The organism is Sorangium sp. So ce176 (genome assembly GCF_051519835.1).
Taxonomy (GTDB): domain Bacteria; phylum Myxococcota_A; class Polyangia; order Polyangiales; family Polyangiaceae; genus Sorangium; species Sorangium cellulosum_G.
On sequence record NZ_CP150371.1, the window covers coordinates 1,616,666 to 1,634,680 of the forward strand.

Annotated in this window: 18 protein-coding genes; 11 read left to right on the plus strand and 7 right to left on the minus strand. The window is 71.3% G+C overall.

Annotated elements, in window-relative coordinates; genetic code table 11:
* The first annotated feature begins 38 nt into the window (after positions 1-38).
* On the plus strand, positions 39-1,616 hold the full coding sequence (locus WMF42_RS06125; protein ID WP_437690806.1) for a PLP-dependent aminotransferase family protein: 1,578 nt from the start codon (positions 39-41) through the stop codon (positions 1,614-1,616).
* A 25-nt stretch (positions 1,617-1,641) separates the two neighbouring features.
* On the opposite strand, the gene WMF42_RS06130 is transcribed toward WMF42_RS06125, so the two are convergent.
* Positions 1,642-2,388: an SDR family oxidoreductase gene (locus tag WMF42_RS06130; protein WP_437690808.1), complete on the minus strand. Its 747-nt coding sequence runs from the start codon at positions 2,386-2,388 to the stop codon at positions 1,642-1,644.
* A gap of 97 nt (positions 2,389-2,485) precedes the next feature.
* Here WMF42_RS06130 and WMF42_RS06135 point away from each other — a divergent pair, with 97 nt between their 5' ends.
* Entirely contained in the window at positions 2,486-3,214 is a 729-nt protein-coding gene (locus WMF42_RS06135; protein WP_061605415.1) for a DUF3943 domain-containing protein, read from the plus strand.
* Here the strand turns inward: WMF42_RS06135 and WMF42_RS06140 are convergent.
* Together WMF42_RS06140 and WMF42_RS06145 are read right to left on the minus strand one after the other, a co-directional pair.
* Positions 3,102-3,731, minus strand: coding sequence for an ArsR/SmtB family transcription factor (locus WMF42_RS06140; protein WP_437690810.1), 630 nt, complete (start codon positions 3,729-3,731; stop codon positions 3,102-3,104). The genes WMF42_RS06135 and WMF42_RS06140 overlap by 113 nt on opposite strands.
* A gap of 256 nt (positions 3,732-3,987) precedes the next feature.
* Positions 3,988-4,746: a hypothetical protein gene (locus WMF42_RS06145; protein WP_437690812.1), complete on the minus strand. Its 759-nt coding sequence runs from the start codon at positions 4,744-4,746 to the stop codon at positions 3,988-3,990.
* On the opposite strand from WMF42_RS06145, the gene WMF42_RS06150 reads away from it, so the two are divergent.
* From WMF42_RS06150 to WMF42_RS06190, 9 genes are all read left to right on the plus strand, one after another.
* Entirely contained in the window at positions 4,700-5,659 is a 960-nt protein-coding gene (locus WMF42_RS06150; RefSeq protein ID WP_437690814.1) for a glycoside hydrolase family 5 protein, read from the plus strand. The two genes, WMF42_RS06145 and WMF42_RS06150, sit on opposite strands and share 47 nt — an antisense overlap.
* Positions 5,660-5,797: 138 nt before the next feature.
* Positions 5,798-6,220 carry a hypothetical protein gene (locus WMF42_RS06155; protein ID WP_437690815.1) on the plus strand — a complete coding sequence of 141 codons (423 nt, stop codon included), beginning with the start codon at positions 5,798-5,800 and terminating at the stop codon, positions 6,218-6,220.
* An 11-nt stretch (positions 6,221-6,231) separates the two neighbouring features.
* Positions 6,232-8,562 carry a molybdopterin oxidoreductase family protein gene (locus WMF42_RS06160; protein ID WP_437690817.1) on the plus strand — a complete coding sequence of 777 codons (2,331 nt, stop codon included), beginning with the start codon at positions 6,232-6,234 and terminating at the stop codon, positions 8,560-8,562.
* A 10-nt stretch (positions 8,563-8,572) separates the two neighbouring features.
* Complete coding sequence (locus WMF42_RS06165) at positions 8,573-8,749, plus strand: hypothetical protein (protein WP_437690819.1); 177 nt, start codon at positions 8,573-8,575, stop codon at positions 8,747-8,749.
* Between the two features lie 62 nt (positions 8,750-8,811).
* Positions 8,812-10,197, plus strand: coding sequence for a WD40/YVTN/BNR-like repeat-containing protein (locus WMF42_RS06170; protein WP_437690821.1), 1,386 nt, complete (start codon positions 8,812-8,814; stop codon positions 10,195-10,197).
* Positions 10,194-10,739 (plus strand): YkgJ family cysteine cluster protein, encoded by a 546-nt coding sequence (locus WMF42_RS06175; RefSeq protein ID WP_437690823.1) that lies wholly within the window; start codon positions 10,194-10,196, stop codon positions 10,737-10,739. Before WMF42_RS06170 ends, WMF42_RS06175 begins: the two co-directional genes overlap by 4 nt.
* A gap of 874 nt (positions 10,740-11,613) precedes the next feature.
* Positions 11,614-12,534, plus strand: a complete 921-nt coding sequence (locus tag WMF42_RS06180; RefSeq protein ID WP_437690824.1) for an NAD(P)/FAD-dependent oxidoreductase — start codon at positions 11,614-11,616, stop codon at positions 12,532-12,534.
* Complete coding sequence (locus WMF42_RS06185) at positions 12,531-13,436, plus strand: NAD-dependent epimerase/dehydratase family protein (protein ID WP_437690826.1); 906 nt, start codon at positions 12,531-12,533, stop codon at positions 13,434-13,436. Before WMF42_RS06180 ends, WMF42_RS06185 begins: the two co-directional genes overlap by 4 nt.
* A gap of 37 nt (positions 13,437-13,473) precedes the next feature.
* Entirely contained in the window at positions 13,474-13,770 is a 297-nt protein-coding gene (locus tag WMF42_RS06190) for a hypothetical protein (protein ID WP_437690828.1), read from the plus strand.
* Positions 13,771-14,207: 437 nt separating this feature from the next.
* Here the strand turns inward: WMF42_RS06190 and WMF42_RS06195 are convergent, their stop codons facing one another.
* The 4 genes from WMF42_RS06195 to WMF42_RS06210 form a co-directional block, all read right to left on the minus strand.
* A complete protein-coding gene (locus WMF42_RS06195; protein ID WP_437690830.1) occupies positions 14,208-14,357 on the minus strand; it encodes a hypothetical protein in 150 nt (49 codons plus the stop codon).
* The gene (locus WMF42_RS06200; RefSeq protein ID WP_437690832.1) at positions 14,354-14,695 is read right to left on the minus strand and encodes a hypothetical protein; all 342 of its coding nucleotides are present in this window, start codon (positions 14,693-14,695) and stop codon (positions 14,354-14,356) included. Before WMF42_RS06200 ends, WMF42_RS06195 begins: the two co-directional genes overlap by 4 nt.
* Before the next feature lie 8 nt (positions 14,696-14,703).
* Positions 14,704-15,549, minus strand: a complete 846-nt coding sequence (locus WMF42_RS06205) for a CAP domain-containing protein (RefSeq protein WP_437690833.1) — start codon at positions 15,547-15,549, stop codon at positions 14,704-14,706.
* 827 nt (positions 15,550-16,376) lie between these two features.
* Positions 16,377-17,735: a cellulose binding domain-containing protein gene (locus WMF42_RS06210; RefSeq protein WP_437690835.1), complete on the minus strand. Its 1,359-nt coding sequence runs from the start codon at positions 17,733-17,735 to the stop codon at positions 16,377-16,379.
* Positions 17,736-18,015 lie beyond the last annotated feature (280 nt).

The following is an 18,015-nucleotide window of genomic DNA, read 5'->3' on the forward strand; positions in this document are numbered from 1 at the left end:
ATCTGGCACCCTGGAAAGTGCCACCGCGGCGGGTTTCGATGGTGCCAGCGCGACGCGCCTCCCCGGGCTCCTCCGGCCCTCAGGGGCTCCAGGCCCCCCACGCCTTCCTCCGCCTCGAGCGCGGCGCGCCGGCGACGCTGGCCGCGCAGCTCGTCGAGCAGCTCCGCCGCGCCGTGCTCGAGGGCGTCCTCCAGCCGGATCGCGAGCTCCCGTCGTCCCGCGAGCTCGCGCGGGTGCTCGGCGTGTCGCGCAACACCGCCGTGGCGGCGTACGAGGCGCTGGCCGCCGACGGCACCATCGTGGTCCGCCCCCGCCGGGCGCCGGTCGTCGCCCAGGTGCCGGCGCGCGCCGGGGGGCAGGGCGCCGCCCGCGCCCAGCCCGCCGCGGCCGCGCCGCGCACCTCGAAGAGCGCGCGGCGCGTCGCGGCGGTGGTGCCGGCCGACAAGCTCGACGCGCTGCTCGAGACGCGCGCCCGCTCGCGGCCGTTCGGGGTCGGCCTGCCGGACCTCGAGCTCCTGCCGTGGCGCATCCTCGAAAGGTGCCTCGCGCGCCGCTTCCGCGCGATGTCGGCCGCCGACGCGCTGCTCGACGAGCCGCGGGGCGCGCCGCTGCTCCGGCGCGCCGTGCTCCACCACGTCGCGGTGGCCCGCGGCGTGCGCGCGACGGTCGACCAGGTCTTCATCACGGAGGGCTCCCAGGGCGCGATCGACCTCTGCTGCCGCGCCCTGCTCGACCCGGGCGACGCCGTCTGGATCGAGGACCCGGGGCCGCTCGCCCTCCGCGCGGCCGTGCGCATGGCGGGCGCGCGGCCCGTCCCGATCCCGGTCGACGAGGAGGGGCTCTGCGTCCACGTCGGCGCGCATCGACGTCGGGGCGCGCCGCGCGCGCGGGTCGCGTTCGTGTCGCCGGCCTACGCGTTCCCCTCCGGGGCGCGGCTCACGCTCCCGCGGCGTGTCGAGCTCCTCTCATGGGCCGCCAAGGCGGGGGCCGTCGTCGTCGAGATCGACTACGAGGGCGAGCTGCGGTTCGACGGCTCGCCGCTGCCATCGCTGCTCGCCCTCGACATCGAGGGCGTGAGGGACCGCGTGATCCACGTGGGGACCTTCAGCCGCGCGCTGTTCCCGGGGCTGCGCCTCGGCTTCATGATCGTGCCGCCCGCGCTGGTGCGCCCCATGGCCGCGATGCGCGCGGCGTCGACGCGCTCGCCGCCCCACCTGCTCCAGGCCGCGCTCGCCGATTTCATCGACGAGGGCCACTTCGCGCGCCACCTCCGGAAGCTGAAGCAGGCGACGCGGCGCCGCCGCGACCTCCTGCTCGCGGAGCTCGGGCGCCTCTTGCCGCCCGCGGTGCGGGCGCGCGCCCCGGCGGGGGGCTCGGTGCTGACGCTCGACCTGCCCGCGGGCGCGGACGACGTCGCCGTCGTCCAGGCGCTCGCGGCGCGGGGCGTGGACGCGCTGCCGCTCTCGCGCAGCACCGCGGCGCGCCCACGCTCCGCGCCGCGGGCGCCGGGGCTCATCCTGGGGTTCGGCGCGCACGCGGAGCCCGCGCTCCTGGAGGCGGCGCGGACGCTCGCGGCCGTCGTGGCCGAGGCGATCGGGGCGGACGCGCGGCGATGAGGCGGCGGCGAGGGCGCGGCGCGGCTCAGCGGCCGCCGGCGACGTCCAGGAGGGAGCCGGTGCAGTAGGAGGACTCGCTCGACGCGAGCCACAGGATGGCGCGCGCGACCTCCTCGGGGCTGCCGGCGCGGCCGAGGGGGAGGCCCGCGCCGAGCCGCGCGGCGCGCCCCGGGTCGCCGCCGCTCGCGTGGATGTCCGTGTCGATGATCCCGGGCCGCACGGCGTTGACCCGGATGCCCTCGGCGGCGACCTCCTTCGCGAGGCCGATCGTGAGCGTGTCGACCGCGGCCTTCGAGGCGGCGTAGTCGATGTACTCGCCGGGAGAGCCGAGCTGCGACGCCCTCGACGAGACGTTCACGATGGCGCCTCCCGCGCCGCCGCGGAGCGTCGACATGCGCCGGACCGCCTCGCGCGCGCACAGGAAGCTGCCGAGGACGTTGGTGCCAAGGGTGCGCTGCACGCGCGCCGCGGTCATGTCAGCGAGGCGCGCCTGGCGCTCGAGCGCGCCGGCGTTGTTCACGAGCGCCGCGACCGGGCCCAGGGCGCCGTCGACGGTCTGGAACAGGCGCACGACGTCGTCCTCGACGCTCACGTCGGCCGCGACCGCGACCGCGACGCCGCCGCGCGCGCGGATCGCGTCGACCACCCTCGCCGCGGCGCCCTCGTCGCGCCGGTAGCTCAGCGCGACAGCGTAGCCCCGCTCCGCGGCGAGCGACGCCGTGGCGGCGCCGATCCCGCGGCTGCCGCCCGTGATGATCATGACCTCGGCCATGCCGCTGGAGCATACTCGACGCCTCCATGGTTCCGTCGCCGGCGCGCTAGACTCGCGCCCGGTCGCCGCGCCCGGTGCGCCGCGTCCGCTGTCCCCGATGGCCCAGATCCGCCCGTGCGCCGCCGCCCTCCTCGCCGTCCTCTCGGCCGCGTGCGCCGGCCAGTCCGCGAGCGCGCCTCCTGCCGACTCGGCCGCTCCGCGGGTCGACTCGGCCCCTCCGCCGGCCGGAGCCGCCGCTCCTCCGGAGCGCGCGTCCATGGCAGCGCCCCCGCCGCGCGCCGGCGCCGCCGCGCCGGCGAGCGCCGATCCTGCATGGGTGCCGCCGATCGTGCACAGCCTGGCTGTGTTCACGGTGACGCGCAGCGTGGAAGCGGTGCTGTGGCCCGAGCCGTTCGCCGACTTCCGCCTGGAGCGCTGGGGATACCACTACGGCGAGGCGCTCACGAAGCCACCGCTCTTCGACGCCTCCCAGCCCGCCTTCCGGTGGGATCACGACCCCTGGCCGATCAACGTGATCGGTCACGGCCTGCTCGGGAGCGAGATCTACTTCAGGGCGCGGCGCTGCCGCTTCGGCGTCCCGGCGGCGGTCGCGTTCGCCATCGCCGGCACCCACCTCTGGGAGTACGGCTACGAGGCCAACGGCGTCCGCCCCTCGGCGCTCGATCTCGTCTACACGCCGCTCGCCGGGGCTCTCCTGGGCGAGCTCCGCCACGTCACCTGGCGCGCGGCGGGCGGCATCGAGAGCGCGCCGGCGCGCCTGCTCGTGCGCGCGCTCGTGGACCCGTTCGGCGAGCTCGAGCGGGGCGCCGGGGTGTTCGACTGCTAGGTCCGGCGCGGGAGGCGTCCTCGCCGGGGCTCGCACCTCGGGGCTGGCCTCTTCGAAGCGCGACGTCCTGCCGACAGGCGCTTAGCGCGCCGGGTCTCGGCATCCCGAGCTGCTCGAAGCGCGCGTCCCAGATGCTCCGGAAGCGCTCGATCCACGCGTTGAGCTCTCGCAGCCGCCGCGCGCGCAGCCCGTAGATGCGCTGCTGCGCGCGCGGCTGGACGTCGACGAGGCCGGCGTCCCTCAGCACGCGCAGGTGCTTCGACACCTGAGGCTGCGGCAGGGGAAGACGATCACAGATCTCGCCCACCGGCCGGGGCCCGGCGCGAAGCAGCTCGACGATGCGCAGGCGGGTTGGATCGGCGAGCGCCGCGAACATCTCGACCATCGCGAGTGAATATACCGTACGGGGTATATTCCTGTCAGGGCATATACGACGCGCTGATCCGCGCCGGCCCGTCGCCAGCTCACCCCGCGGCGCTGTCCGGCGCACGAGGACCGGACGCGCCACGAGGCTCATCCCATGCTCTGGCGAGCGCGGCGGTTCGCATCGCGTCGCGCCCGGTCCTCGGTGCGCCGGACAGCGCAGGTTCCGCTCGGCGGTCCTCGCGATGGCGTGACGCGCCGCGATGACGTGACGCGCTGTGGGTAAGATGGATGCCCCTCTTTCCTTCTTCACCCATCGCGTTGGCCCTGCTAACAGCGCGGCGGCCCTGCTTCCTTGATGCCCTTCCTTGACTCCCTTTGCTCGATGCCAGGCGCACCGGGCGAGCGCTTCACTCGGAGAACACGATGAGCCACGACGTGACGACGGGGTTGTTTATCGGGCCGCGATGGACGCGCGGTCTTCTGCATCTCGCGCTGCCGGCCATGATGGTGCTCGGGTGCGAGGGCACCGCGGGGGATTCGGCATCGGGAGGCGGCGACTCGGCGTCGACGACGACGGTGTCCTCCGGGAGCAGCAGCTCGGCGTCGACGACGACGTCGGCCTCCTCGGGCGGCGAGGGCGGCAGCGGCGGCGACGGCGGCGCGGGCGGCAGCGGCGGCGCGGGCGGCGTGGGCGGCAGCGGCGGCGCGGGCGGCGTGGGCGGCAGCGGCGGCGCGGGCGGCGTGGGCGGCAGCGGCGGCGCGGGCGGCGTGGGCGGCAGCGGCGGCGCGGGCGGCGGCGGAGACGCAGCGACGTCGACCGTTGCGGCCACCACGACAGGCGCAGCCGGCAGCGGCGGCGCAGGCGGCGGTGACGCGTCGACGTCGACCGTGGCGTCCACCACGAGCGGCGCGGGCGGCAGCGGCGGCGACGCCTCGACGTCGAGCGTGACGACCACCACGAGCGGCAGCGGCGGCGCAGGCGGCGGCGACGCGTCGACGTCGGCCGTGTCGACGTCGGCCGTGACGACCACAACGACCGGCGTGGGGGGCAGCGGCGGCGCGGGCGGCAGCGGCGGCGCAGGCGGCGGCGACGCGTCGACCTCGAGCGTGACCACCGCCGTGAGCGCCACGAGCTCGACGACGTCGACCGGGACGGGCCCGGTCACGGGCACGCCGGTGGAGCGGCATGGCAGCCTCCAGGTGATGGGCAACCGTGTCGTCGACGCGTACGGGGCAGAGCTCCAGCTCAAGGGCATGAGCCTGTTCTGGAGCGTCTGGGAAGGAGAGAAGTTCTACAACGCCGCCGCCGTCAACACGCTCGTGGACGGCTGGGACGTGAGCGTCGTCCGCGCCGCGATGACGGTCAGCGTGGAGGGGCGGTACGGCTACCTCCACAACCCGGACGCGGAGAAGCGCAAGGTCAAGACGATCGTCGACGCCGCCATCGCCAGGGGCATCTACGTGATCATCGACTGGCACGATCACGACGCGGCCCTGACGAGCCACAAGGACGCAGCGAAGCGCTTCTTCCGGGAGATGGCGACGGAGTACGGCGACGAGCCCGGCGTGATCTTCGAGGTCTACAACGAGCCGGACAACGAGACCTGGGCCCAGGTGAAGTCGTACGCAGAAGAGGTGATCGGCGAGATCCGCGGCGCCGGCTCCGACAACCTCGTCATCGTCGGGACGCCGACCTGGTCGCAGGACGTGGACGTGGCCGCCAGGAGCCCGATCACGCGCTACAGCAACATCGCCTACACGCTGCATTTCTATGCCGCCACGCACAAGGACTACCTGCGCACCAAGGCGAGCAACGCGATGAGCGCGGGCCTCCCGCTGTTCGTGACCGAGTGGGGCACCTGCAGCGCCAGCGGGGACGGCGCGCTCGACCTCGGCGAGTCGCAGACATGGCTCGACTTCCTGCGCACCAACAAGATCAGCTGGCTCAACTGGTCGATCGTCGACAAGGCCGAGGCGTGCGCCGCGCTCCGGTCCGGCGCTGGCGCGAGCGGCCCCTGGTCCGACGGCCAGCTCACCGACTCCGGACGGTGGGTGAAGGCGAAGATCCAGGCGCCCTGACCCGCCCTGCCGCCCTCTCTCCGCGCCGCCGCCCGCCGGCCGTCGCAGGGGAGCGCGCGCGGCGCACGCAGAGAGCGACGGACCCTCTCGACGATCCGGCCCGCGGGGGGCAAGAAGGACGCGTGGGAGGACCGGTGCATGAACGAGCTGCCGACCTGCGTGCATGAGCTCGCCGAGCTCACGGACTCGGTGCTTCAGCGGACAGAGCAGTCGCACGACCCGCTGGCCGTGCTCTTCCGGACCGCCTTGAAGGAACAGAAGGCGGCGCTGGAGCGGCTGACGCCGGAGATGCGCGACGACGATCTCGCGATGGAGGCGATCAAGACCGATCTCAGCATCGTCTACCACGACCATGAGATCGCAGAGGTCAACATCCGCTCCTGGGTCCGCCACCTGGGGTGGGCGGGCGATCCGCGGCTCCAGCTCGCGCGCGAGATGGCGGCGCTCTCCGCGGAGATGAAGAAGCGGCTGGAGCGGATCGCCGCGCTGCTGGAGGAACGGTTCCGTCACGACGAGCTGAAGTACGTGATCCCGTCGTTCTACGACAAAGTCATGCGGTAGGAGGTGGTGCCATGGCCTGGGAGGGGGAGCGGGTCGACAGCAACGTCTATACGCAGGGCGATGTGGATCGGTGGGTGTACAGCACCTGCAACATCTGCTCTGTCGGCTGCGGCTGCTACGTGGCGGTCAAGGACGGCCGGATCGTCGGCGTCAAGGGCAACGCGAAGCACCCGACCAACCGGGGCAGGCTCGGCCCCAAGGGCGAGAACCAGTGGTACGCCAACGGCAGCCCCGACCGGCTGCGCACCCCGCTCATCCGGCGAGGAGACGGCGAGCTCCGCCCGGCGAGCTGGGAAGAGGCGATGGCGCTCGTCGTGGCCCACGCGAAGCGATCGCTGGACGAGCGCGGGCGCAACAGCGTCGCCATCTACTCGACCGGGCAGGCCTTCCTGGAAGACTACTATACAATCGCCAAGATCGGCCGCGCGGGGCTGCAGACCCACCTGCTCGACGCCAACACGCGCCTGTGCACGGCGACGACCGAGTTCTGTCTGCTGCAGTCGTTCGGCGCCGACGGCACGCCGGCGTCGTTCGACGACGTGGACGAGACAGACACGCTGATGCTGTTCGGCCACAACCTGGCGGAGACAGGCACCGTCCTGTTCGAGCGGGTCATGGCGCGGAAACGGCGGACCGGCAAGCCGTACCTCATCGTCGTGGATCCGCGGCGGACCGTGACGGCGGAGGCGGCCGATCTCCACCTCCAGCTCTACCCTGGCACCAACGTGCCCCTCCTCAACGGCATCGTCCGCCATGTGCTGGAGATCGGCGCCACGGACGAGCGCTTCATCCAGGAGCACACCGTGGGGTACGAGAAGATGGCCGCCGCGCTGGAGACGTGGACGCTCGAGCGAACAGCGCAGGTCACCGGCGTCCCCGGAGACGTGATCCGGGAGGCCGCGGAGCGGCTGGGCAGGACAAGCAGCCTCGTGACGACCACGCTTCAGGGCACCTACCAGAGCGCAGACGCCACCACCGCGTGCGTGGCGATCAACAACCTGCACCTCGTCCGGGGGCTGATCGGCAAGCCCGGGTGCGGCCCGCTCCACATGGCAGGGCAGCCCAGCTCCTCGGCGAACCGCACGGCGGGCGGGGTCGGCACGTATCCAGCGCAGCGCAACTCCAACAACCCGAAGCACCTCCAGGAGATGGCGAGGCTGTGGAAGGTGGATGAGCACGCGCTGCCCGCCGGGCCCGAGAAGGGCATCGAGGAGATCCTCGCGATGATCGAGGACGGCAAGATCGGCCTGTTCTGGAACATCGGGACGAATCCGATGGTGTCGCTCCCGAACCGGGGGCGGGCGCGGAAGGCGCTCGAGAGCACGTTCGTCGTCGTCCAGGATCCGTTCCTGACCGAGACCTCGGTCGTCGCCGATGTCGTCCTTCCGGCCGCGCTCTGGGGAGAGAAGGAAGGGACGATGGAGAACGCGGATCGCACGATCAACCTGCTGCGCAAGGCGGTGGAGCCGCCCGAGGGCGTGCGGTCCGATCTCGAGATCTTGCTCGATTTCGCGGCGCGGATGGACTTCCGCGACAGGGAGGGCAATCCGCTCATCGCCTACAGGACACCCGAGGAGTGCTTCGAGGAGTGGAAGGAGATCTCGCGGGGGCGCCCGTGCGACATGACCGGCATCACGTACGCGAAGCTGGAGGAGCACAACGGGCTGCGCTGGCCCGTGAACGACAGGGCGCCGCTCGGGACGCCGCGGCTCTATGCGGATCACGTGTTCCCGACCTCCCCCGGCGTGGCGCAGAGCTACACCAAGGACCAGCTCACCGGCCGGGCGCTCACGCAGGAGGAGTTCGAGGCGATCGGCGCCGGCGGGCGTGCGATCCTCCACCCGACGTGTTACTTGCCGCCCGTGGAGCAGCCGGACGATCGGTATCCGATGTGGCTGACGACGGGCCGCCTTGTGTGGCACTGGCACACGCGCACGAAGACAGCGCGCTCGCCGCATTTGCAGGTCGCCGCGCCGCACGCCTACGTGGAGATCCACGAGGACGACGCGGCCGCGCTGGGCATCCAGCCGGGCGACGTCGTGCGGATCACGTCGCCGCGGGGCTGGATCGAGGTGCCGGCCCGCCCGGGCAGGACCGTCCAGAAAGGGCTCGTGTTCGTGCCTTTCCACTACGGAAGCTGGGAGGGGCACGAGTCCGCCAACGACCTGACGGCCGATTTCACCGATCCGCTGTCCAAGCAGCCGACGTTCAAACAATCGGCCTGCAGGATCGAGAAGACAGGGCGGAGCATCGGGAAAGGTCCCATCGGCAGCCTGCCCCCGGACGCGGCCGGCGCGGTCTCCTCCGAGCACAACGTGCCGCTTCCGCCGGACATGCCGTGATCGGCGACCGATGAGCACCCTCCACCGCGCCATCTGGGGGCGAGGTCACGTGATCGTCCTCGCCGGGACCCAGGGGCACGTGCTGCGCTCGGAGGACGGCGGCCAGCGGTGGAGGCGGACGCAGACGCCCCTTCGCCAGGACCTGAGCGCGCTCGCCGGCGCCGGCCCGGCGCCGGCCCGGCGCTGATCGCCGCCGGACAGCGGGGGACCCTGCTGTCGTCGATCGACGAAGGGCGGCGCTGGTCCGACGTGAGCTGCGGCCCGGGGGCCGACCTGCGCGGCGTCGCCCTGCGGGACGACGGCGAGGCGCTCTGCGCGCGAGGCGGGCTCGTGGCCGTGGGCGACGGCGATGGCCGTGTCCATACGAGCCGGGATGGGGGCGCCTCCTGGGAATCGCACCCCACCGGGAGCGGGAATGCCATCAACGCGCTCTGGCTCGGCGCCGCTGGCCTTGTCATCGCGGCAGGCGACGGCGGCCTCCTCGCGGTCAGCGAGGATGAGGGGCGCACATGGAAGCGCCCTCCGCTCAGGTCGGAACAGCCCCTGTATGGCGTGTGGAGCGATGATCACGGCGCGATCTGGTGCATCGGGAGCGGGCCTGCTTTCCGGTCCACCGATGGCGGCAAGAGCTTCGCCAAGGTGCCAGTGCAGGCAGGGGATGCGCCGCTCGAGGGCCCGTGGGTGAAGGTGCCTGTCCGGGGGAAGTTCCGAGGCCTCTGGGTCGCGGGGCCGGGTCGGGTCGTGCTGGTGGGCGACGGTGGAAGCATCGCGCAGACCCACGATGGCGGCCAGACATGGGCGAGGAGCAACGAGGAGGGCGCCGGCTCGCTGATCGCCGTGTGGGGCAGCGGCGAGAGGATCCTGGTTGTCGGCGGGGGCTCCGCGCAGATCCGGTCGGACGACGGCGGACATCGCTGGATCGAGGTGACCGGCAGGCCCGAGGGGGCCTCGGTGCATGGCGAGGGGGCAAAGAGAGCGTTCGCCATCCTCGATGGCGTTGTCTGCCGCCTCGGCGCGGACGGCCTCCGGTGGATCGAGCTGGGAGCCCCGCGCGAGCCGCGCCTCCGCGCTGTCTGGGCAGGGCCGGGGCAGCTCGCCGTGGCGGTGGGCCGCGGCGGTACCATCGTCCGCACGGTGGACGGCGGCGACGCGTGGGAGGCTGTCGCGAGCGGCTGCGCGCGCGATCTGGAGGCGATCTGGGGCAGGGGGGACGAGCTCTTCGCTGTCGGCGGGCTGGGCCTCAGCGACGTGCTGCGCTCCCGGGACGGCGGCGCGACATGGGAGGTGCTGGCCGAGGTCTCCGGCGGCCTCCGGAGCATCTGGGGAGACGAGGCCGGGGCGCTCTGGGCCTGCGGCCGGGAAGGGGTGCTCCTGCGCTCGACCGACGGCGGCGAGACCTTGGCGGGGCGAGGCGTCGGGCACCTGGGGCACCCTGTTCGACGTGCGCGGGGACGGCGCCGAGATGTGGGCGCTGGGAGAGAGCATCCTGCTGCGCCGGGGGTTGTCCGAGAACACCTGCTGATTCCCGTTCGTCCTGAACCCCTGTCCCGGCCGGCGCTCTCCCCGTCCCGGCGGATCAGCTCGCTATTCCTGGGGGCGCGCCGGGGCCCTCGGCTGCTAGAACCCGGCGCATGAGCCCTCCGCCGCGCGATCGCCTCCGCGAGCTCTTTGCCAAGGTCGACGCGTTCTTCGCGCACGCGAGCGCCCGCCACGGCGCGCGGATGGCCTGCCGCACCGGGTGCAGCGACTGCTGCCGGCGGCGGTTCTCCGTGACGTCGATCGAGGCCGATGCCCTCCGCGAGGCGCTCGCGGCGCTCCCCGAGCCCGACCGGGCGGCGCTCGCGGCGCGCGCGAGGGCGGGCGACCCGGGCGTGTGCCCGGCGCTCGACGGGGAGGGGAGGTGCGCGGTCTACGCGGCGCGGCCGCTCATCTGCCGCACCCACGGCCTGCCGATCCGCTTCGCGCCCGCGCCGGAGACGCGCGCGCTGCCAGTCATCGACGCGTGCCCGAAGAACTTCGTGGGAGAGGACCTCCGCGCCCTCGAGGCGTCGTCGGTCCTGGACCAGGCGACGCTCTCGACGGTGCTGGCCGCCCTCGACATGGCCCACGCCGACGCGGCCGGGCGCCCGCGCGGGGAGCGCGTCGCGATCGCCGCGGTGCTCTCGGGCGAGGGGTGACGCGCGCTCCGGACGCGGAAAGACCCCCTGGCAGGCGGCTCGTGGGCACTGGTTTCGCGCGTCAGAAATCCCGCCAGGAATTCCCGGGCGGAGAGGAGCGGTCGCCGGAAACGGTAGCGATTTCCATCGCGTCCGCCTGCTTTGCCGCCGAGGGCGGCTCCGGCGTGGCCCAACGGGGCGCCCTGCGCCGCCGCATCGCCTGCGGTGAAGGGCCCGCGGCATCACCGATCGGGGTCGGCGACTGGCCTGGCGGCGCAGCGCCGAGGGATTCTCCTTCGCTTCGCCGCCCTGTTGCCGGGCCGTTCGATGCGCTGCCGCCTGTTTCGGGATCGTGCCTGCGTCCCCGCACTCTTCCGGCCCTACGACTGGAGTTATGGGGTGTAGAGCGTCAGTAAAAGTTGCTGTCGGTTGACAACCGTTTCCGCTACCGGCTCACCCTTCGCCGCGCCGCTTTCCTTGGCACCTTCGCCGACTCCTCGCTCTGTCGCCGCTGGCGCGGAGAGCGATGTGTCGCCAAAGATCGCCGAGGGAGTGGAGGTCGGCTTCAACATCATCACGGTTCACCACTGGGATCGGCTCTTCGGTGGGGTGTTGCTCGCGAAGTCAAGGCGCGGATCAGTGGATCGAGCTTTTCCTCCTCCAGATCCGGCCGGAGCCCATCGAAAACCTCGCCGGTTGGACCGAAACCCCCGCCCTTCAGCGGCTCGGCGCGCGGAGCTACGACGGGGAGACGGCGAACGAGACCGACGACCCGCCGCTCACGCGACGCGCGTGGCTCCAGGCGAGCGCGGCGCTCGGCGCCGCCCTGACCGTCCCGGGCTGCGCATCGGGTTGCGGAGCTTCGCGACCGGCCTTCTCTGCAAGGAAATCCAACATGTCATACGACGTCGTCATCGTGGGAGGCGGCCCGGCCGGCCTCTCCGCTGCTCTGGCCCTCGGCCGCGCGCGCAAGCGTGTCCTGCTCTGCGACGCGGGGGCTCGCAGGAACGCGGCCGCGGAGCACATCCACAACTTCGTCACACGGGACGGGACGCCGCCGCAGGAGTTCCGGGAGATCGGCCGCCGGCAGCTCGCGGCGTACCCGAGCGTGGAGGCGCGCGACCTCCGGGTAGAGGCGATCGCGGGGACACGAGGAGCATTCCAGGTCACCTCGGCGGCGGGCACCGTCGAGGCCCGGCGGATCCTCCTCTGCACTGGGCTGATCGACGAGCCGCTCGCCATCCAGGGGTTTCGCGAGCTGTGGGGGCGTTCAATCTACCAATGCCCCTACTGCCACGGATGGGAGGTCCAGGACCGGAGGTGGGGCTACCTGGCGCGAGGGGTGCAATTCCTCGAGTTCCCGCTCCTGCTGCGTGGATGGACTCGAGACGTCGTGGTCTTCACGAGCGGAGCGTTCGACGTCCAAGCGGACATCCGCGCCCGCCTCGGCGCCGCGGGGATCCACGTCGAGGCGCGACCCGTCGCGCGCCTCATCGCGCGCGACGATCGACTGGAGGGCATCCAGCTCTCGGACGGCGCGACGATCCGCTGCGAGGTGCTGTTCGCCCATCCGCCGCAACGCCAGGTGGACCTGGTCCGTACGCTGGGCGTCGCCCTCGACGACGACGGTTTCGTGCAGGTCGACCCGATGCGCCGCGAGACGTCCGTGCCCGGTATTTATGCCGGCGGGGATCTGGTCTCGCGAATGCAAGGGGCGATCCTCGCGGCAGCGTCCGCGATGCAGGCCGCGGCGATGCTCAACCACGAGCTCACGGCTGAGCTGGTCGCCGGCGGCGGGGCCGGAGGACCGGAATGAAGATCTTCCTCACGGGAGCAACGGGGTACATCGGCGGATCCGTCGCCAAGCACCTCTCCGAGCAGGGACACTCGGTTCGGGGCCTGGTCCGGCGCCGCGAACAGATGGCATCGCTCGAGGCGCAGGGCACCAGCGCGGTGCTGGGAGACCTGAGCGATCATGGGCTGCTCGAGGCCGAGGCGCGCCGAGCGGACGCCGTGGTCAACGCCGCAGACAGCCTCCGCGGCGACGTCGTGACCGCTCTTGTGCGCGGACTGGAAGGGTCTGGTAAGGCGCTGATCCACAGCAGCGGCATCGGCCTCGTGTCCGAGGACGCGTGCGGCGACGTCGCCAGCGAGCGACTCTCCAGCGATGACGAGCCGATCGTCGAGGGGGGGCATCCCATGCAGAAGGCCCTGCGTGAGGTGGAGGTCCAGGTCCTCCAGGCAGCACGGGTTGGAGTGCGGGGCATCGTCCTGTCCAACGCTATGGTCTACGGCGTCGGCCTCGGCCTGCGCGCGGAGAGCATCCAGGTCCCGATGCTCGCCAGGACGGCCCGCGAGGTCGGGGCGGTGTGCGTCGTCGGCAAGGGTGCCAATCGATGGTCGAACGTCCACGTACGCGACATGTCGTCGCTCTATGCGCTGGCGCTCCGCAAAGCTCCCGCCGGCGCGTTCTACTTCGTCGAGGCGGGCGAAGCGTCTTTCGAGGAGATCGCACGAGCCATCGCTGCGCGCTTGCGCCTCGGCCGGATCCGGAACTGCAGCCTCCAGGAAGCGACGGCGCTTTGGGGCGAGATCCCGGCGCGTTACCTCTTGGGCTCCAACAGTCGTGTTCAGGCCGTTCGCGCCCGTCGTGAGCTCGGATGGACCCCGCGATGCCCGTCGCTCACGGCGTGGATCGCGGCCGAGCTGGCGGCGTAGGCCTCCCGCGGTCCGGCCCCTCCATGCATCCATCCTCGTGTTGGCCCTCCAGGTGGAGCCGACCTGCGGAGATACACCGACGGTCTACGACCTGCGCTCGTTCATCGAGTCCAGGGAGAAGCTCTTGACGAGCGCGCTCCTGGCGCACGCGCGCGACGAAGCGCGGCGACGCGGGTACCGCGTCCTCGTGATCCAGGGCGATCCGAACGCCGGGCGGTTCTACGAGGCCTGCGGCGCGCGGCGCGTGAGCGAGAACGGCTCTGCCAGCATCCCTGGCCTTTCTCTCCCATCCGGTGCTGGCACCAGGCCGAGCAGCCGACCGATCGCCTCGTGAACGATCCGCGCCGCCTCCTCATCCCCAAGGGCGATGGCGCGGTTCAGGGTGCCGGCGAGCGAGGCAACCACGACAGCCCGAGGCGACGCGTCGGCCGACGCGAGCCTCCCAGGATCGAGGCTCGCCCATTGGGCCCGGGTTGGGCCCACCTCCACCGACGGGCTGCGATCCGTCGTCACGCATCCCTGAAATCCCGGGCACAGCACCGGATCGCGACGGTTCGCCCCCGCGGAACAGTCCCGCCAGGAACACCGGTCGATACCGAGAAGTCGCCTGAAACAGCAGCGATTTCCATGGTTTCCGCCCATCTACCCGCCCAGGGCGGCTCCGATGTGGCCCAGCGGGGCTCCCTCCGTCGCCGCGTCGTCAAAGGGGCCGCGTTCGCTCCACAGTCTGCGGCGGCAGGAACAGGCTGGGCCGCCGGTGCCGGCGCTCGATCAGCGCGCAGCTTCGCTCCGCTCGATGCTCAGCTCAGGATGGTTCGCCTGGATCCATATGAGCGCCTGCTCGATCACCGCAGGTTCGTCCGCGTAGAGGATACAGGGGGACACGCAGAACTCGAGGCAGGCGAGCGTCGACCAGATCACCAGGTCGTCGCTCGTCCAGAACGACTGCGTCCGGTCGCTGAGCTCGGGCGCGCGCGGACGCCAAGGGCCTGCGCCAGCGCCTTGTCCACGTCCTCGGAGAGGCTCGCGCAGTGGCGGGCCGGCCACCCCGGGATCACGTCCGGAGCCTCGTGCCCCAGGGCGAACCGCTCCAGAAAGATGGGCCACGAATCCGCGAAGAAGAAGCGCTCCCCCACGCCGTCGTCGGCGAGGATCGCGCCGTCGGAGGCCATGAAGTACAGGACCCTGGAGAAGGCGCCGATCGGCACCAACCCGTCGCGGGGCAGGACGCCGCCCTCGATCCCGAGCGCGGGGCCCACCCGCGCTCTCAGCGCGTGAAGTTCTGGACGGCCCAGACTTTGCCGCTGCTCGTCGTGTAGAAGCCGCAGGCGACTTGGGTGACCGAGTCGTCGGTCATGTTGATGAAGTGGCCGTACGTTTCGTAGCAGTCGCCGGTGCAGTCTGCGGTGGGTGGCGGGCCTTCGTCCCACATCTGTTGCATGCACAGGCCGATGACTTGCTTGTTGGAGGAGTAGCCAGGGCAGGAGTTTTGCGAGCCGCCGGGCTCACAGATCTTTGCTTGGATGCCGGCGTGAGCCATGTTGTGATCGGCGTCGTATTTCGCCATCTCGTTGGCGCAGGCTTCGCCGTCTTTGCGGCGCTTGAGCGCAGGCAGGCAAGCGCACTGCGTGAGGAACTGGTTGATGCGATCGACGCAGTCTTGCGCGAGGTCGCCGGTGCTCGGCGGTGGGTCCAGCTTGCAGGCGAGGTTCTTGACGCAGGCACCGCCGCCGCCGGTTCCGCCGCTCGCTCCGCCGGCTCCGCCGCTCGTCCCGCCGGCTCCGCCGCTCGCCCCGCCGGCTCCGCCATTCGCTCCGCCAGTTCCTGCCGACGCTCCGCCGCTCGCCGTGCCCGCGCTTTCCGAGGAGCCGCCGGCTGGCTCGCCGCCCGTCGACGCTCCGCCCATCGCGGCTCCTCCTGTCGTTGCGCCGCCATTCGTCGCATTGCCGCCGGGGCTCGTCGCGCCTCCGTTTGGTTGGGTGACGCCGCCGGTGCCGCTCGTGCCCGGGGCGCCCGCGGCGGCGCCCCCTGCGCCTCCCGAGCCGCCGGGCTCGTCTGGCGAGCTGGAGCAGGCGAATGCGAACGCGAGCACGCTGAAGGAAGCGATACGCATACCTGCAACTGTGGAGCTGTTGTGACTAACCGATCAAGTAAAAAGAAGGATGATGCGATGTGTTCGAAAATTCCGCTGCGTTTGGACGAGGTTCGCTTCCAACCGCTCGCTTCGTTACGGACAGCTCTTGATGTCGACGGACGCCGCGTGGATTTCTTTAGCGGCTCCCGCTCCCCGCCAGCAGCGCGCGAGAGTTCGTGAGCGGAGAGTCGGTCCTTTATCTCGGGCGGCAGTTCCGGCTCCGCTTGCTCCCCGAGCAGGACCGGCGCCCGCTGGCCCTCCGCGGCGGATGGCTAGAGCTGCCGCTCTCTCGGGGGCTCGCGCCCGAGCACCACGGCGCGTACGGGCCCGCCTGGGAGAGCTCGGTCTCAGACGACGGCAGAGATCCCTACCGCGACCGAGGCCGGCTCGATCGAGATGGTGCTCGGCCTCCCCGGCGTCGGGCCGCAGCGCGTAGGCAAATCAAGCCGGATCGCCGCGCGAGGTAGTGTAGCGCGGCAGAGCGAAAGGGTGGGACCGCGAGCGTCGTCATGGCTCGGTCCTGGGTCGAAAGAGCGTGGTCCGGGCGGCGCCGCGCGCGCTACGGGGCGCATCGGCGTGCCGTGGGCACACGTGTCCGTCCGGGCGTCGGTCTGCATCGCCGCATCACGTGCCCGTTCCAACATCGGAGCGCGCGAGCGCGCCCGAGCGAGCACTCCCGTTCGAGTCGATGATCTCGCGTCCCGGCTCCGGGACGGCAAACACGCCGCCGGAGGCTGCGCCGGTCCGCGCCGGGACGAGTGATCATCGAGCATTCCGCTGCGCCGAGCGGAGATGCTTCACGGCGCTCAGGGCGTGGTGACGGTTGGCGTGTAGTTTGTGCCGGTCTTGTTCGCGCAGAAGCCGAACGAGGTCGTGGCTCCGGGCGCGAGGTTCGCATTCCAACTCAGCGGAGTGATCTGATACTGACCGGCGGAAGTCGCCTGAAAGCTCCCGCTGTGGCTGCTCGTCAGCGTGGATTGATTCATCGCGAGCGACACGGACCAAGTGGAGATCGCAGTCGTGCCGCCGTTGTGAACCGCGACATCCGCGCAATAGCCCGTGTTCCAGTTGCTGGTCAAGGTGAGCGTCGCGGTCCACGGCGTCGTGCTCGCGCCGCACGGGATCTGGCTCGTCGACCAGGACGTGTTCGGATCGATGAAACACAGGTGCCAAGTCGAAGGCGGGCCGTTGAAGTCCGTCTCGCTCGGCGGCAAAAGGCTCGTCACGCCGTCGTGAACGAGGCTCGTGTCGATGAAGCCGAGCTGCGGGAACGGCTGATCCTCGAGCGGAGAAAAGTTTTCGACGATCGGGCCCCACCAGCCGCAACCGGTCACGCTGCAGTCTTGTTGCGGACCCGTGAACGCGTGCACGTACTCGAGATCCCACTGACTCGTGCAATAATTCCAGAACAAAACGCGGTTCTCCCAGCCGCTCGCGGTGGAGACGGTGGCATTGGCGTAGTACAGCGTCTCGTGGTTCACGCCGGCGCCGTCCGCCATTTGCGTGAGCTGGCAGGTGTTGTCGCTGAATGGTCGCGTCCAGATCCAGGAGGGCACTGTCTGACCGCCCGCGCACGGATCGGTCGCCGAGCACGACCAGTCGAAAATGCCGATGTGATGCACGCTGGCCTCGCGGTACCAGCCGACGACCTCGACGGTTTTCTCCGTGCGATTCGTGGCCGTCGTGAACAAGTCCGCCGGCACGTCGAAGCCGAGACCCTCCGGATACACGATCATGTGTGTGTAGAGCGTCGATGATTCGGTTACGGGCAGCGCGCCGCTCTTGTAACTCACGCCCGCGCCGAGCCCGCCCGGCACGTGGTCGGGGATGCTCACGCGCGAGCGCGCCGCCCGCGCCTCGGCGCGCGGCGGCGCGCCGTCCGCCGTGCCGCGCAACGCCTTGAGATTCGGCGGCAGCCGCTCCGGCCTGCGCGCGGCGGCGCGCTGCGCTTCAGCGCGGCGATCGGCGATCGGCGCGCACTGCTGCGTCTCCGGATTCTGCAGCAAACCGGCTGCGCAATGCCCGCCGCCTGCGAGCGCATGCGCCTCCGAGACGACGTCCGCCTCGCCGGATGCGTCCGCACCGCACGCGAGGAGAACCAGTGGTGCCGCGAGGTACAATGAAGAAGAAAAGGCCGACATCACCGAAACCGTGACTCGTTGCATCGTCGCTCCTACTTCGGTCGACACACACTTTTGGTGAGCTCACGCGCAGTGAGCAGGTCGACCGAACCCGGGTTGTTCGTTTCAGACTCTCAGCGCCATTAGAGTCTCGACGCGTGGGCAAACCAAGCCGGATCGCAGCGCGAGGAAGTGTAGCGCAGCAAGCCGAAAGGGTGGGACCGCGAGCGGCTCGTATGCTAGACATTCATGGATCGACGGAGGGCGTGATTCCAATGAATTGGTATCATAAACCCCATGCAATAGATTCATCTCGCCGTGAGCG